A 15300-nucleotide genomic window follows, 5' to 3' on the forward strand; every position below is an offset into this window, starting at 1 on the left:
CGCCCATGCCTGCCACTGCTGTCGCTCAGGCGTCGCCGCCCCCGGCGGCGACCTACACGATCAGCGAACTCGCCCGCGAGTTCGACCTGACCACCCGAGCCATCCGCTTCTACGAGGACTGCGGCCTGCTGTCGCCGCAGCGCAGCGGGCGCAACCGCATCTACAGCCCGCGCGACCGGACCCGGCTCAAGCTCACCCTGCGCGGCAAGCGCCTGGGCTTGACGCTGGCCGAGGTGAAGGAACTGGTGGACATGTACGAGTCCCCACGCGACACCCAGCCGCAGCTGCGCAAGTTCCTGGTGGTGCTCGGTGCGCACCGGGCCCAGCTGGAGCAGCAACTGGCCGACCTGCACGCCAACCTCGACGAGGTGCGCGCCCACGAGAAGGAAGCACGCCGCCTGCTCGCCGAGAGCGCGAAGAAGAAGGCCTGACTACTTCGCCCGCGACGAGCCCGACAAGGCGGTGAACAGGCCCAGGCCGATGAAGGCCGAGGCCGTCACGTAGCGGCCCGCGGCGCCCGCACGCTTGTTGCCGCGAAGGCGCGGCGCGATGGTGCCGGCGGCCGTTGCGTAGATCGTGTCGGTCAGCGCGGCGATGGCCACGAAGGTCGCGCCCAGCAGCAGGCTCTGGCCCACCACCGAGCCGTGCGCGCTCATGAACTGCGGCAGGAAGGCGGCGAAGAAGATGGCCGTCTTCGGATTCAGCAGCGCCACCAGGAAGCCGTCGCGGAAGATGCGGCGGGTGTCGGCCGTGCCCAGCGCGGCGTCGCGCACTTCGGCTGGCCGGCGCAATGCCTTGATCCCCAGGTAGATCAGGTAGGCGGCGCCCGCGTACTTCACGACCGTGAAGGCGATCGACGAGATGGCGAACAAGGCGGCCAGCCCCAGCGCCGCTCCCAGGGCGTTCCCCAGGTTCCCGAGCGCCACCCCGGCCACCGAGGCCAGCCCCGCGCGGCGGCCCTGCGCCAGGCTGCGGGTGATGATGTAGAAGACGGCGGGCCCCGGCGTGACGGCCAGCAGCACACTGGCGCCGCAGAAGGCGATCAAGAGGGGCAGGGGAGGCAGGAAGTCCATGGGTGGGTCCTTTCGGGGCAACAGCCCCAGAGCGCGAAAGTCATGATGCCTCAAGAGCGCACCCTCAGGCATCATCCCGCGCATGACCCTTCGCGGCCGCCTCCTGTGGATGGTGCTCGCGGTGCTCCTGCCGACCGCGGGCCTCTTTGTCTGGATCGTCGTCTCCACGTACCTGCGTGAAGTCGAATCCGGCCATGAGCGCCTGCGCGAAACCACCCGGGCCCTGTCGCTGGTGGTCGACCGCGAGCTGGACAAGCGCGCCGCCATCGGCCGCACGCTGGCTGCGTCGCCCGCCATCGTCCGCGGTGACCTGCGGGCCTTCTACGAGGAGGCCAAGGGCGCGGTGGAAGGCACGGGCAACTGGATCGTGCTGGTGGACCACGATGACCAGCTGCTCAACACCTCGGTGCCCTTCGAGACGCCCCTGCCCAGGCGCACCTGGACACCCGACCGGCAGATCGCCCGTGGCGACAAGGTCGAGGTGAGCAACCTGCGCATCGGCCCGGTGTCGAAGCAGCCGGTGCTGGCGGTGTTCGTGGCCGAGCACGCCCAGGACCCGCCGCGCTACAACGTGGGCGTGGCCTTCACGCCGGCCGCCCTGCAGGCCATCCTCAGCGACCAGCGCATGCCGCGGGGCTGGATCTCCGCCGTGCTGGACCGCGAGCACGCAGTGGTGGCGCGCACGCCTGATCCGCAGCACTGGATCGGCCGCCATGCCGAGCCCGACCTCGTGCGCGCCATCGAGGCCGCGGGCGAGGGCTTCGTCGAGTCCACCTCGCTGGACGGCGTGCCGGTGCTGGCCTTCTACGGCCGCTCTCCCGGCCACGGCTGGACCTTCGTGATCGCCGTGCCCAAGGACATCATCGTCGGTGGTGCGCGCCGCGCCGCCTGGCAGGCCGGTTCGGCCGCCGCCGTGCTGGCGGTGTTCGCGCTGGGCCTGGCGGTGTGGGCAGCCCGTGGCATCCGCCGGCCCATTGCGGCGCTGGAGCGCGCCGCCCGCCAGCTCGAACGCGACGAGGTGCCCGACATCGAGCCCACCGGCCTGGCCGAGGCCGACGCGGTGGGCAGTGCCTTGCGCCGGGCCGGGATGCAGGCTGCGCTGGACCTCACCGAGCGCCAGCAGGCGCTGGACGAGCTGCGCCGCGCCGAGGAATCGCAGCGCCTGCTGGTGCGCCTGAACGACGCCACGCGCGGCCTGCGTGATCCGGCGCAGGTGCAATGGGAGGTGGTCTGCCGCGTGGGGCGCTACTTCGGCGTGAGCCGCTGCATGTATGCCGAGGTCGACCCCGCCAGTGAAACGCTGGTGGTGACGCGCGACTACGTGGACGGCGTGGACAGCGTCGCCGGACTGCATCGCCTGAAGGACTTCAGCCCCGACATCGTTGCTGCCCTGCAGCGCGGCGAGACGGTGGTCATGGTCGATTCGCACCATGACCCGCGCGTGGACACGCCGCAGGCCATGGCCGCCTGGGACCGCTTCGAGACGCGCGCCCTGCTGTGCGTGCCGCTGGTGCGCGACGGCCGGCTCATCGCCATGGTGGCGCTGAACCACCGCGCGCCTCGGTCCTTCTCCGCCGAGGAGGTCACGCTGCTGGAACAGGTGGCCGAACGCACCTGGTTCGCGGTCGACGCGGTGGCTGCCGAAGCAGCCCTGCGAGAAAGCCGCGACGTGCTCTCGCTGGCGATGCGCAGCGGCAAGATGGGCGCCTGGTCGCGCGACATCGCCACCGACCATGTGTGGTGGAGCCGCGAGCTGGAGGAGATCTTCGGGCTGGAGCCCGGCAGCTTCTCGGGCGAGACCAACACCTTCCGCCACCTGGTGCATCCGCGCGACGAGCCGCTGCTCTCGGCGGCGGTGACGCGCGCCATCCTCAAGCACGAGGACTACTCGGTCGAGTTCCGCTTCCGCCATGCCAGTGGCGAATGGCGCTGGATGGAGGGGCGCGGCCGTGCCATGTACGACGAGGATGGCCGGGCCACCATGCTCTACGGCCTGGGCATCGACATCAGCGCGCGCAAGGAGATCGAGGACGAACTGCGCCGGCTGAACGAGGAACTCTCGCTCGCCCACCGCCGCAAAGACGAGTTCCTCGCCACCCTGGCGCACGAACTGCGCAACCCGCTCGCGCCCATCACCAACGCCATCGAGATCATGCGGCTGCGCGATCCGGTGGACAGCGACGCGCGCTGGGCCCGCGACATCGTCGACCGTCAGGTGCGCCAGATGACGCGGCTGGTCGACGACCTGCTGGACGTGGCGCGCATCACCCGCGGCAAGATCAACCTGCGCATGGAACGCATCGCGCTGGCCGCGGTGGTGCAAGGCGCGATCGAGGCGGCGCGGCCGCTCATCGAACAGTTCGGGCACCAGCTCGATGTGCAGCTGCCCGCACAGCCGGTCTGGCTCGATGCCGACCCGACGCGCCTCACGCAGGTGCTGCTGAACCTCTTGAACAACGCCGCCAAGTACACGCCGCGAGGCGGGCGCATCGCCATCGAGGCGCGGCTGGAGGGCAGCGATGCCGTCGTGGAGGTGCGCGACAACGGCATCGGCATTCCGGCCGATCACCTGCCGACGGTGTTCGAGATGTTCTCGCAGGTGGCGCCGGCGCTGGAGCGTTCGCAAGGTGGCCTGGGCATCGGCCTTGCGCTGGCGCGCGGGCTGGTCGAGCTGCACGGCGGGCGCATCGAGGCGCGCAGCGCCGGGGCCGGCCGCGGCAGCGTGTTCACCGTGCGCCTGCCGACGGCGGTGTTCGTGCACCCGCCGGCAAGCGACGGCGGGGCCGCCCCGTCCGAGGTGCTTCCGATGCGGGTGCTGGTGGTCGATGACAACCGCGATGCGGCCGACAGCCTGGCGATGATGCTGGAGCTCACCGGCCACGAGGTGGCCACGGCCAACGATGGTCCCTCCGCGCTGGCCGTGGCCGAGCGCTTCCTGCCCGACGTGGTGCTGCTGGACATCGGCATGCCCGGCATGAACGGCTACGAGGTCGCGCAGCGGCTGCGCCAGACCGAGCATGGGCGACGCGCTTTCATCGTGGCGCTGACAGGCTGGGGCCAGGAAGACGACAAGCGCCGCGCGGTGGAGGCGGGCTTCGACCACCATCTCACCAAGCCGGTGGATCCGGCCAGCCTGCACGCGGTGCTGGACGGGCGCCGGGAACTGGCCTAGGCCAGTTGGCTCATCGCAGGACGTCCAGCGCCGGCAGCTCTGCAGCCTCCTGCAGGCAGTGCCACAGGTAGACCGCGAGGCCGGGGTCGCCGGTCCACAGCGAGTAACGACCCTGGCCATGCTGCTGCCGCATGCGTTCACACTGGCCGATCGCATGGACGGCGAAGGCGCGTGCACGTTCGAGCCACAGGGGATCGCCGGTCCGGCGGTGGAGCTTGAGGAAGGCGTAGCCGTTGCCCGCGGTGCCGTGGCACAGGCCTGGGCCTTTCGTCAGCGGGCCGGCCTGCCAGATGGCATGGCCCGCGGCGGTCAGCATGGCGTCCATCTCGCTGGAACGATGCACCGGGAAGTCGGCCAGTGCGGTCACGATGCCCGGCGCGCCATGGCACCACTGCATCAGCATGCTGGGGCTGCCCGGGCGCGGCGTGTAGGTGCCGGGTGGCCAGTTGACGGCGTCGTCTTCCCGCCTGGCCATCGCGCGCAGGGTGGTCACGCAACGGTCGTAGAGCGCCTCGCGCTGGCTTTCATCCAGCAGCGATGCCCCCTTGAGCAACGGGTAGACGTTGCCTGCGAAGCCATGCCCCGCCCCGAGGTACTGCACCGTCTTGCCGTACAGGTCCTGCGTCCACAGATGGCATTGCGCCTGTTCGTCGAAGTGCCAGGTCTCCCACAGGTAGTCGACGTTGCGCAGGAAGAGGTTGCGCCACCGTTCTTCCTGAGTCATCTGCCACAGGTGCCAGGCGGCGCCCATGGTGCCGGGTGCGGCCCAGAGCGCTTCGTTCGTGGGGTTGCGGATGTTCGAGGCGACCGATGCGTGGATCAGGTCCGCGACCTCGCGTGACTCGTGCATGCACCACAGCACAAGCAGGATGCCCACTTCGCCGAGATAGTAGGACGGCACGGCTGTCCCGCCGTCGGGGTCCGCCTGGTAGTCGGCCCAGGCCTGCTGCATCGCATCGGCCGGATCGCTGAGCAGGTCCGCCGCGCCTTCGCGCTGCAGGTACCACAAGGCCCACAGCACGCCGGCACTGCCGAGGTACATGCCTTTGAAGCCGGTTGCGGGAGTGTCGCCTTCGTCATCGAGCGGATGCACCGGCCAGCGTCCCTGGCTGATGCGGTGCTGCTCGGTATCGCGCACGATGGCCTGGATCGCCTCGGCGGCCCGGCCGGCATCCCAGGCGTGGTGCGTGAGTGCTTCGTGGCGGGCGGGATCGAACAGCATCATGGGGTCTGCTCTGACGAAGGGCAGACCGGGGGAGGGCGGTTCAGGCCGCCTGGTCAGCGTCCTCGATCACCGGGCGGGGCGTCATCTGCTTGCACAGGTTCTCGCCGGTGATCGTCAGTTTCAATCCGCCGCCACGCCATTCGAGCCAGTTCAGTTCGACGTACTGTTCGATGACGCGTTCGTCGATGAGATCGGCCCGGCGCTGCTTGAGCAGCGCGACGGTGGCGGGAAGTTCCTCGCGCAGGCGCCCCAGCTGGAGCGCCGCGAACCGCTGCGATGGCGGCACGTAGACATCAAAGGGAGCAGAAGCTTTCGGCATGGCGTCCTTCGAAGATGATCCACAACCATAGCACCTGTTTGTGTCGCCCAGGTGGCGCACTGGATGCACGGTCATGACGCAGTGCGCCACTCGCGCGACATGCGTCACGGGTGGTGACAGGAGCAAGGTCTGTTCCTGGACTTTTGCCAGATCGTTGCTCCTTGATGGTGCTCGGCAGACCGCATTCGAGTCATGGGCCGAGGTCCACCAGGTTGTCGTTGATCAGCAGCCGAAGGCCGTCGCTGGACGCGACGACCTGTCCGGTGGCATTGGTGCTGCTCAGGGTGGCCAACAGGTTGGGGTAGGTGTGAGCCAGCGTGCCATCGGCGTTGTAGACCAGCAGATCCAGCAGCCGCAAAACGGCCAACCGGCCGTTGGGTGAGTACGCCATGAACCAACTGGCGAAGCCGGTGGTGCCGCCGGGGGCGCCGCCGACATCGGACAACGTCGTGCCGTTGTAGCGGAATTGGTACAAGGTCGGCCGACTGTATTCGGCAACGAGTACCGAGGCGCCGTCGGGGCTGGCCGCCACAGATTGCAATGAGGCGGATGCCAATATCGACGCTGCGGTGGTTTGCCCGAACACGCCGCCATTGGAGGTTGCTTTCAATTCGATGCGTTGTACGGAGAGCCCACCGGTGCAGCAGGTGGGCGCCGTGTAGGCGACCGCGCCGTGCGTGCCCGAGAAGTGCGACATCATGAATGCATCGAAGCCGAACACACGTCCCAGCGACCGACCGTCGGTGGGGTCGATCACGGGGGTCACCGCGACGAGCCCTCCGGCAGGCGATGGGCGTGTCGCCTCGCTCAGGACAATGGCCGAGCGACCCGATGCGCGGGCATGCACGATCTGAGTGCCCGAGAAACTGCCGCCAGGAGGGGTGAGGTCTGGCAAAGTGGTGCTGGACGTGACGCTGAAGTTGTCCAGGTCCACCGTGACGAGCTTGGTGTTGCCGGCGTCCAATGCATACAGCCTGCTGCCGTCATCGCTGGTGGTGATCGAGCTGATTGATCCGCCTGCGATGTCAATGGTGCCTATGAGCTCTCCGGTGTAGAAGTGGTGTGCCACGATGGTCGAGCCCGAGGCGGCATAGCGCAGAGGGCGGATCGGGTCGGCCGCGGCGCGGGAGCCAACACCGCTCGGCGGCGACAGCACAATGGCCGAGGCGGCCGCCGAGGATTTGTACAGGCCGACCCGAACCGTCTCCGCACCGCTGATGGCCGGATTGGACGACGTCAGCGTGACCGTGGCCAGATGCAGGCCCTCGTCCAGAGACGACGGATCGGCTGACAGCACCAGGGAACCCCCGCTGGAACCGCCTGACGTCGCGCTGAGCCAGGAGGCGCTGCTGCTCGATGTCCAGGTGGATGTGGCGCCGGTGTTGTCGGACACGCTCAAGGTGCGGGTCAGCACGTTGCCACTGGGCGTCGAGGAAAAGGCCACTGCGCGATCGGAGGCCACCAGTGCCGCGGGCGGTGTGGGCGCCTTGACGGTGTAGGTGACTGGCACGACCTTCGGGCTGCCGCCCACCGGCCGATTGCAACTGGGGTCGTAGCAGGCACTCACCGTGACGGTGTCGTGGTAGACCCCAGGCGACACGGACAGGGGATCGCGAGGCGAGATGATGACCTTTCCAGTCGTGCTGCTGGTCTGTTGAAAGTCGGCGACGCTGATGCCGCTGTTGGTGTAGACAATGGATAGATAGACGGGCTGCGTGGCGCCGGTGATGGACCCGCTGATCTCCGTGTTGGCGATCTCCGTGCCCTGCTCGACCTGCAAGGACACGCTGGCAACGTTGACGGTCAGTGTGCCGCTCCCGTTGTCACCGCCTCCACCACCGCCGCAGGCGGACAGGCCAAGTGCCACAAGGCACGCAAAAAGCCGGCGGCTGCCGAAGGCGGCCGAGCGAAACGTCATCATGGATGGAACCCCCCTTGCGAGCCTGGGATTGTTCCAGGCCGAGGCTCAGGCGTGAACACGGGATTGTTTGACTCCTCCCCGCAAACGCGTGACCGGCATCACACATTTGCGTCGCTGGTCCCGTCGAATTGGACGGCATGGTGGGCTCGTGCTTCTTGATATGATTGACGTTTACGTAAACGTCAACTTGAGGGGCCGTCCGTGAATCCCGCCGATCCCGATTTCGAGCAGCGTGTTCGCCAGTCCTTCGAGCGCCAAGCCGCCATGCGCACCCTGGGTGCCGCCGTCGAGTCGGTGGAGCCCGGCCGGGTCGTGCTGCGCATGAGCCACCGCGAGGAGTTGACCCAGCAACATGGCTTCATCCATGCCGGCATGCTGTCGGCGGCGCTGGATTCGGCCTGCGGCTATGCCGCGTTTTCACTGATGCCGGCCGATGCGGCCGTGCTGACCATCGAGTTCAAGATCAACCTGCTGGCCCCGGCGCGCGGGCCGCGATTCCGCTTCGATGGCCGCGTGACCAAGCCGGGCCGCACCATCAGCGTGGTCGACGGCCGTGCGAGCCAGGTCACTGCCAGCGGCGAGGAACAGCTCATTGCCACCATGACCGCCACCGTCATGACGGTGACCGGCCGCGACGGCGTCCACCATTGAATTGAATCCAACGGAGACTCAAGCCCATGAACCTGCCCGGACTCGACTTCCAGCTCGGCGACGACATCAATTCCCTGCGCGACGCGGTGCGCGAGTTCGCCCAGGCCGAGATCGCACCACGCGCGGCCGAGATCGACCGCAGCGACCAGTTCCCGATGGACCTGTGGCGCAAGATGGGCGATCTCGGCGTGCTGGGCGTCACCGTCTCCGAGGAGTACGGCGGCGCGAACATGGGCTACCTGGCGCACATGATCGCGATGGAAGAGATCAGCCGTGCCAGTGCCTCGGTGGGCCTGAGCTACGGCGCGCACAGCAACCTGTGCGTGAACCAGATCAAGCGCAACGGCAGCGAGGCACAGAAGAAGAAGTACCTGCCCAAGCTGATCAGCGGTGAGCACGTGGGCGCACTGGCCATGAGCGAGCCGGGCGCAGGCTCGGACGTCATCAGCATGAAGCTCAAGGCCGAGGAGCGCGGCGGCGTGTACGTGCTCAACGGCAGCAAGATGTGGATCACCAACGGCCCCGACGCCGACACGCTGGTGGTCTATGCCAAGACCGAGCCGGAGCTGGGTGCGCGCGGCGTCACCGCCTTCCTCATCGAGAAGGGCATGAAGGGCTTTTCCGTTGCGCAGAAGCTGGACAAGGTGGGCATGCGTGGCAGCCACACCGGCGAGCTGGTGTTCCAGAACGTGGAGGTGCCGGCCGAGAACGTGCTGGGCACGCTCAACGGTGGCGCCAAGGTGCTGATGAGCGGACTGGACTACGAGCGCGCGGTGCTGGCCGCCGGCCCCATCGGCATCATGCAGGCGGTGATGGACAACGTGGTGCCCTACATCCACGACCGCAAGCAGTTCGGCCAGAGCATCGGCGAGTTCCAGCTCATCCAGGGCAAGGTGGCCGACATGTACACCGTGCTGCAGGCGGCGCGGGCCTTCTGCTACACCGTGGGCAAGAACCTGGACCAGCTCGGCACCGAGCATGTGCGGCAGGTGCGCAAGGACTGTGCCTCGGTCATCCTCTGGTGCGCGGAGAAGGCGACTTGGATGGCGGGCGAAGGCATCCAGGTGTTCGGCGGGAATGGGTACATCAACGAGTACCCGCTGGGCCGTCTCTGGCGTGATGCAAAGCTGTACGAGATTGGGGCAGGCACGAGCGAGATCCGGCGCATGCTCATCGGCCGGGAGTTGTTCGCCGAGACGATGTGATCCGGCACTGAGACACCCGTTCGGGCTGAGCCTGTCGAAGCCCTTGTCGCGCAGGCCCAGGCTTCGACAAGCTCAGCCCGAACGGGGAGTGTTGCGTACACTTCCCCTTCGCCGCACTGCACCATTCGCCGCCATGAAACGCCCCACGATGTTCCCCCGTGCCCTGAGCGACAGCCGGGCCTTCGACATCGCGCAGGCCATGCTCGACGGCTTCAACCGGCACTACCAGCTCTTCACCGAAGCCAACGCCGCCGCCAAGGCGCGCTTCGAGGCCGGCGACTGGCACGGGCAGCAGCGGGCGCAGCGCGAGCGCATCGAGTTCTACGACATGCGGGTGGATGAAGGCGCCGAGCGCCTGCAGCGCGAGTTCAACGCGGGCGAGTTGTCCATGGACACCTGGCAGCAGGTCAAGCTGCACTACATCGGCCTGCTGGTGAACCACCACCAGCCCGAACTCGCCGAGACCTTCTTCAACTCGGTGACGACGAAGATCCTGCACCGCAGCTACTTCAACAACGACTTCATCTTCGTGCGGCCGGCGGTCTCCACCGAGTACATCGAGAACGACGAGCCCGCCTCGCTGCCCACCTACCGCGCCTACTACCCGGTGCGCGACTCGCTGCGCGACACCTGGGTGCGCATCGTCAACAACTTCCAGCTGCAACGGCCCTTCGAGGACCTGGACCGCGACGTCGACCATCTTCTGTCGGCCGTGCTCACGCAGCTGGGCGATTTCAAGGCGCGCGCCAACTTCCAGGTGCAGGTGCTGTCCAGCCTGTTCTACCGCAACAAGGGCGCGTACATCGTCGGCAAGGTGATCAACGGCTTCTACGAGCTGCCGTTCGCCGTGCCCATCCTGCACACGCCACAGGGCCTGCTCACCATCGACGCCGTGCTCTTCGGCGAAGACGAGCTGCAGATGCTGTTCAGCTTCGCGCGGGCCTACTTCATGGTCAACATGGAGGTGCCCTCGGCCTACGTGCAGTTCCTGCGCTCGATGATGCCGCGCAAGCCGCGCTCGGAGATCTACAGCGCCATCGGCCTGCACAAGCAGGGCAAGAACCTCTTCTACCGCGACTTCCTCTACCACCTGCGCCACAGCAGCGACCGCTTCCGCATCGCGCCCGGCATCAAGGGCATGGTGATGCTGGTGTTCGACCTGCCGTCCTTCCCGTTCGTGTTCAAGGTCATCAAGGACTTCTACCCGCCGCAGAAGGACACCACGCGCGAGCAGATCAAGAGCAAGTACCTGCTCGTGAAGCAGCACGACCGCGTGGGCCGCATGGCCGACACGCTGGAGTATTCGAACGTGGCCTTTCCTCGCGCCCGCTTCGAGGAAGAGCTGATCGAAGAGCTCAAGCACTTCTGCCCCAGCCTCATCGAGGAAGACGGCGACAGCTTCGTGCTGAGGCACCTGTACATCGAGCGGCGCATGGTGCCACTGAACATCTACCTGCAAGACGCCACGCGCGAGCAGATCGAGCGGGCGGTGGTCGAGTACGGCAACGCGATCAAGGACCTCGTGGCCGCCAACATCTTCCCCGGCGACATGCTGTGGAAGAACTTCGGAGTGACACGCAACGGCAAGATCGTGTTCTACGACTACGACGAGATCGAATACCTCACCGAGTGCAACTTCCGCCGCGTGCCCGAGGCCCGCAACGAGGAAGAAGAAATGTCCGGCGAGGTCTGGTACCGCGTGGGACCGAAGGACGTCTTCCCCGAGACCTTCGGCCCCTTCCTGCTGGGCAACCCCAGCGTGCGCGAAGTGTTCATGAAGCACCACGGCGACCTGCTGGACGCCGGCTTCTGGCAGGGCCACAAGGAGCGCATCCTGGCCGGCCACGTGCATGACGTGTTTCCCTATGAGGCGTCCAAGCGCTTCAAGAACCAGCGGCGGCTGCGCGAGGCGCAGGCTGCCGCAGCTTCGCTTGTCCAAGAACGCCAGGCGCCGCAAGAAGCGCCGTCCAACAACTGACACACACCGCCCTCACACTGAAGGAGTTCACCATGTCGCAATCCGATCCCATCGTCATCGTCTCCGCCGCCCGCACGCCCATCGGCGGGCTGCTGGGTGATTTCTCGTCGCTTTCCGCGCACCAGCTGGGCGCCGTGGCGGTGAAGGCCGCCGTCGAGCGCGCCGGCATCACCGGCGACGCGGTGAACGAAGTGCTGCTGGGCAACTGCCTGATGGCCGGCCAGGGCCAGGCGCCTGCCCGCCAGGCCGCGTTGGCCGCGGGCCTGCCGCAATCGGCCGGCGCCGTCACCATGAGCAAGATGTGCGGCTCGGGCATGCGCGCCATGATGTTCGGGCACGACATGCTGCGCGCCGAGAGCGCCGACATCGTCGTCGCCGGCGGCATGGAGAGCATGACCAACGCGCCGCACCTCACCTTCGCGCGCAAGGGCATCAAGTACGGCATGACCGCGCTGTACGACCACATGGCGCTGGACGGCCTGGAGGACGCCTACGAGAAGCTGCCCAACGGCGGCGGCAAGGCCATGGGCGTGTTCGCCGAAGAGTGCGTGTCCAAGTACAGCTTCACCCGCGAAGCCATGGACCAGTTCGCCATCGCCTCGACCGAGCGCTCCAAGAAGGCCAACGAAGACGGCAGCTTCGACTGGGAAATGGCACCCGTCACGCTGGCCGGCAAGGGCGGTGACACCGTCGTCAAGTTCGACGAGCAGCCCTTCAAGGCCAAGCTCGACAAGATCCCCGGCCTCAAGCCCGCGTTCAAGAAGGACGGCGCCATCACCGCCGCCACCTCGTCCAGCATCTCCGATGGCGCGGCGGCCCTGGTGCTGATGCGCGAATCCACCGCGAAGAAGCTGGGCGTGAAGCCGGTGGCGCGCATCCTCGCGCACGCCGTGCATGCGCAGGCCCCGAACTGGTTCACCACCGCGCCGGTGGGCGCCATCGACAAGGTGCTCAAGAAGACCGGCTGGAACGCCAAGGACGTGGACCTGTGGGAAGTCAATGAAGCCTTCGCCGCGGTCACCATGGCCGCCATGGCCGAGTTCAAGCTGCCGCACGAGATCGTGAACGTGCACGGTGGCGCCTGCGCCCTGGGCCACCCCATCGGCGCCAGCGGCGCGCGCATCGTCGTCACGCTGCTGGGCGCGCTGAAGAAGCGCGGCCTGAAGAAGGGCGTGGCGGCGCTGTGCATCGGCGGTGGTGAAGCGACAGCCCTGTCGTTGGAGCTGGTCTGAACTTGGATGCGCGAGCGACCGACCGGGTGATCGCACCCGGCGAGACGATTGAAAAGACGTTGCGCTTCACGCGCGAGGACATCCTCGCCTTCGCGCGCCTGAGCCACGACACCAACCCGCTGCACGTCGACACGCGCGCCGCGCAGCGGGCGCGTTTCGGCGAGATCATCGCCAGCGGCCAGCAGTCGGCCGGCATCCTCATGGGCATGCTGGCCACTCACTACTCGCGTGACACCGATGGCGTGAAGCGCGAGATGCTGTGCCTGAACATGAACTTCGCCTTCAAGGGACCGGTGTTCGCCGACCAGGAGGTGACGCTGCGCTGGAAGGTGGCGAGCTCGCAGTGGAACAGCAAGCTGCAAGGCGTGCTGGCCCATCTGGACGGCAGCGTGTCGGTGGTGGAAGACAAGCCGCTGGTCGTGGGGCGCGGCACCATCCTCGTGAAGGAAATCGTGGAATGAATGTTCTGGTCATCGGCGCATCGCGCGGCATCGGCCTGGAGTTCGTGCGGCAATACCGCGCGGCGGGTGATTCGGTCACGGCCACGGCGCGCAGCGACGACGCCCTGGCTGCATTGAAGGCCCTGGGCGCGACAGCCATCGCGCTGGACGTGGCGAAGACGGAAAGCGCCTCGCGCCTGGGCTGGCAGATCGAAGGTGCGGCCTTCGACGTGGTGGTCGTGAACGCCGGCGTGTCCGGCCCGCGCACCAGCGGCCTGCAACCACCCACCGAGGCGGATTTCAACGAGGTCATGCACACCAACGTGCTGGGCCCGATGCGCGTCATTGCACAGATGGTGGATGCGCTCGCGCCGGGCGCGAAGCTGGCGGTGCTGTCCTCGCGCATGGGGTCCATGGGTGCGCGCACCTCGAATGCGAGCTGGCTGTACCGCGCCTCGAAGGCAGCGGTCAACTCGGTGCTCAAGGACGCGTCGCTCGCCTTGAACGGCAAGGCCACCTGCATCAGCTTCCACCCCGGCTGGGTGAAGACCGACATGGGCGGCAGCGGTGCGGACATCGAGGTCGGCGAAAGCGTGACGGGCATGCGCCGCGTCATCGCCGGCCTGAAGCCGGCCGACACCGGTCGCTTCTTCAACTACGACGGATCGGACATTCCCTGGTGATGCGCTGGCTGGCCATTCCTGCTGCCTTGGCGGCGACTTCCGCGCTGGCCGCGGGCTCGCCGTTTCCGCTCAACGATGCGGCGCTCAAGAAGACCATCTGCGGCCGCCGGGCCTGCGCGCTGGCCTACGTGGGCCGCGTGCCCACTGCCGCCGGGCAGCCCGAGGTGTCGGTGGTGAGCTGGCCGCTGTGCGAGATGGACGCTGACGACAAGCCCCTGCCGCCGGCGAACGAAGACATGCGCACCGACGGCGGCTGCGGCATCGGCTACTTCCGCGTGCAGCACCAGGGCGCGAAGGTGCAGGACGTGCGCTTCATCGTGGCCGACAGCAATGCCGGCATCCTCGGTTACGGTGCGGGTGGCGGAGAAGAATCGGTCGAGCTCGATGCGAAGGCGGGGCTGCTCAAGCACGCCATCAGCGGCGGCAGCAGCTGGCGCTGGGACAACGCCCACACCTGGCGCCTCGCGCCTGCGGTCGCGCTGGAAGCCTATGAGAGCAGTGCCGCCTGGCGGCTGAACCTGAACTGGGGCCGCAGCGACGGATGGACCGCGGCCACCGACGTGGTGACCGGCGGCGCGAGCTACACCGCCTGCCGCCTCGACCCCAGGAAGAAGCTCTTCCAGGTGGCCCTGGGCGAGAACGGTGAATCGCCCGACACCACCGATGTGTCCTTCGCCGACGCACCGCTCATCATGGCCAAAGGCTTCGACTGGAAGCGCATGGCCATGCCTGTCTGGCTCGAAGTGCGCGCCGATGCCGCGCCCGGTCCGCGGCGGCACACGGAGGTGATCACCTCCACCACCGCTGCCGGCTCGCCGTTGCTGATGCGGATGGCCTGGGTGGACTTCACCAGCCTGGTGATCGAGATCGAAGGCGCCAAGGCGGCCGATGGCACACGCGTCGAGTTGTGGTGGTGGGGCGAACCCAATGACGGCTCGGCCGATTGCATCCTGAGCGCCGATGCGCTGACGCGCGGTGCCGGCCGCGGTGCGCGCATCGACGAGAGCAACGACCGGGGCCGCGTGCTGCTGGCGTCGGAGGTGAAGCAGATCCTCATCACGCCCGAAGGCACGGTGACCCCGGCCTTCGGCAAGCCCGCCCTCGACGAATTGCGCGTCCAGGCCGCGAACGTGGACGGCCGCCAGCGCCTGCTGGTGCAGTGGCCGAGCGACGCGAAGAAGCCGGAGCGACTGCGGCTGCCCTATGCCGTGGCGCTGAGCACCACCATCAACAAGCACCAGCACCTCGTGAGCCACACGCCGCTGCGCTTTGCCGACCCGACGAGCTTCGCGATCCCCATCCAGCGCGACACCCGCGCGATCGACATCGACGCCGATGCCTGGAACGGCATGGTCGAACGGCGCTTCCAGCCGCCCGCGAAGAAGTAGAGACACCACAGAC

General features: G+C 67.6%; 13 protein-coding genes. 9 read left to right on the forward strand and 4 right to left on the reverse strand.

What is annotated here, in order from left to right; genetic code table 11:
• Positions 1-5 precede the first annotated feature (5 nt).
• Positions 6-431: a MerR family transcriptional regulator gene (locus DZC73_RS17995; protein WP_124541756.1), complete on the forward strand. Its 426-nt coding sequence runs from the start codon at positions 6-8 to the stop codon at positions 429-431.
• On the opposite strand, the gene DZC73_RS18000 is transcribed toward DZC73_RS17995, so the two are convergent.
• Positions 432-1073: a LysE family translocator gene (locus DZC73_RS18000; protein ID WP_124541757.1), complete on the reverse strand. Its 642-nt coding sequence runs from the start codon at positions 1071-1073 to the stop codon at positions 432-434.
• Between the two features lie 82 nt (positions 1074-1155).
• Here DZC73_RS18000 and DZC73_RS18005 point away from each other — a divergent pair, with 82 nt between their 5' ends.
• Complete coding sequence (locus DZC73_RS18005; RefSeq protein ID WP_124541758.1) at positions 1156-4245, forward strand: ATP-binding protein; 3090 nt, start codon at positions 1156-1158, stop codon at positions 4243-4245.
• A 10-nt stretch (positions 4246-4255) separates the two neighbouring features.
• Here DZC73_RS18005 and DZC73_RS18010 read toward each other — a convergent pair whose 3' ends face one another.
• From DZC73_RS18010 to DZC73_RS18020, 3 genes are all read right to left on the reverse strand, one after another.
• Positions 4256-5470: a lanthionine synthetase C family protein gene (locus DZC73_RS18010; protein ID WP_124541759.1), complete on the reverse strand. Its 1215-nt coding sequence runs from the start codon at positions 5468-5470 to the stop codon at positions 4256-4258.
• A gap of 40 nt (positions 5471-5510) precedes the next feature.
• On the reverse strand, positions 5511-5789 hold the full coding sequence (locus DZC73_RS18015; protein ID WP_124541760.1) for a hypothetical protein: 279 nt from the start codon (positions 5787-5789) through the stop codon (positions 5511-5513).
• A 190-nt stretch (positions 5790-5979) separates the two neighbouring features.
• Positions 5980-7710, reverse strand: a complete 1731-nt coding sequence (locus DZC73_RS18020; protein WP_124541761.1) for a hypothetical protein — start codon at positions 7708-7710, stop codon at positions 5980-5982.
• Positions 7711-7974: 264 nt separating this feature from the next.
• Between DZC73_RS18020 and DZC73_RS18025 the strand changes: the two genes are divergently transcribed.
• From DZC73_RS18025 to DZC73_RS18055, 7 genes are all read left to right on the forward strand, one after another.
• Positions 7975-8361 carry a PaaI family thioesterase gene (locus DZC73_RS18025; protein WP_124542160.1) on the forward strand — a complete coding sequence of 129 codons (387 nt, stop codon included), beginning with the start codon at positions 7975-7977 and terminating at the stop codon, positions 8359-8361.
• Between the two features lie 26 nt (positions 8362-8387).
• Complete coding sequence (locus DZC73_RS18030; protein WP_124541762.1) at positions 8388-9566, forward strand: isovaleryl-CoA dehydrogenase; 1179 nt, start codon at positions 8388-8390, stop codon at positions 9564-9566.
• Between the two features lie 148 nt (positions 9567-9714).
• A complete protein-coding gene (aceK, locus tag DZC73_RS18035) occupies positions 9715-11544 on the forward strand; it encodes a bifunctional isocitrate dehydrogenase kinase/phosphatase (RefSeq protein WP_124542161.1) in 1830 nt (609 codons plus the stop codon).
• A 32-nt stretch (positions 11545-11576) separates the two neighbouring features.
• Entirely contained in the window at positions 11577-12776 is a 1200-nt protein-coding gene (locus DZC73_RS18040; protein WP_124541763.1) for an acetyl-CoA C-acyltransferase, read from the forward strand.
• A gap of 2 nt (positions 12777-12778) precedes the next feature.
• Positions 12779-13237 carry a MaoC family dehydratase gene (locus tag DZC73_RS18045; RefSeq protein ID WP_161974633.1) on the forward strand — a complete coding sequence of 153 codons (459 nt, stop codon included), beginning with the start codon at positions 12779-12781 and terminating at the stop codon, positions 13235-13237.
• Positions 13234-13899, forward strand: coding sequence for an SDR family oxidoreductase (locus DZC73_RS18050; RefSeq protein ID WP_124541765.1), 666 nt, complete (start codon positions 13234-13236; stop codon positions 13897-13899). Before DZC73_RS18045 ends, DZC73_RS18050 begins: the two co-directional genes overlap by 4 nt.
• Complete coding sequence (locus tag DZC73_RS18055; protein ID WP_124541766.1) at positions 13896-15287, forward strand: hypothetical protein; 1392 nt, start codon at positions 13896-13898, stop codon at positions 15285-15287. Before DZC73_RS18050 ends, DZC73_RS18055 begins: the two co-directional genes overlap by 4 nt.
• Positions 15288-15300: the final 13 nt, after the last annotated feature.

Origin of the sequence: Rhizobacter terrae (assembly GCF_003852895.1) — a bacterium.
Classification (GTDB): domain Bacteria; phylum Pseudomonadota; class Gammaproteobacteria; order Burkholderiales; family Burkholderiaceae_C; genus Albitalea; species Albitalea terrae.

Coding starts and splice junctions, on each gene's coding strand:
- DZC73_RS17995 (WP_124541756.1), top strand. CDS start 6: ATGCCTGCCACTGCTGTCGCTCAGGCGTCGCCGCCCCCGGCGGCGACC.
- DZC73_RS18000 (WP_124541757.1), bottom strand. CDS start 1,073: ATGGACTTCCTGCCTCCCCTGCCCCTCTTGATCGCCTTCTGCGGCGCC.
- DZC73_RS18005 (WP_124541758.1), top strand. CDS start 1,156: ATGACCCTTCGCGGCCGCCTCCTGTGGATGGTGCTCGCGGTGCTCCTG.
- DZC73_RS18010 (WP_124541759.1), bottom strand. CDS start 5,470: ATGATGCTGTTCGATCCCGCCCGCCACGAAGCACTCACGCACCACGCC.
- DZC73_RS18015 (WP_124541760.1), bottom strand. CDS start 5,789: ATGCCGAAAGCTTCTGCTCCCTTTGATGTCTACGTGCCGCCATCGCAG.
- DZC73_RS18020 (WP_124541761.1), bottom strand. CDS start 7,710: ATGATGACGTTTCGCTCGGCCGCCTTCGGCAGCCGCCGGCTTTTTGCG.
- DZC73_RS18025 (WP_124542160.1), top strand. CDS start 7,975: ATGCGCACCCTGGGTGCCGCCGTCGAGTCGGTGGAGCCCGGCCGGGTC.
- DZC73_RS18030 (WP_124541762.1), top strand. CDS start 8,388: ATGAACCTGCCCGGACTCGACTTCCAGCTCGGCGACGACATCAATTCC.
- aceK (WP_124542161.1), top strand. CDS start 9,715: ATGTTCCCCCGTGCCCTGAGCGACAGCCGGGCCTTCGACATCGCGCAG.
- DZC73_RS18040 (WP_124541763.1), top strand. CDS start 11,577: ATGTCGCAATCCGATCCCATCGTCATCGTCTCCGCCGCCCGCACGCCC.
- DZC73_RS18050 (WP_124541765.1), top strand. CDS start 13,234: ATGAATGTTCTGGTCATCGGCGCATCGCGCGGCATCGGCCTGGAGTTC.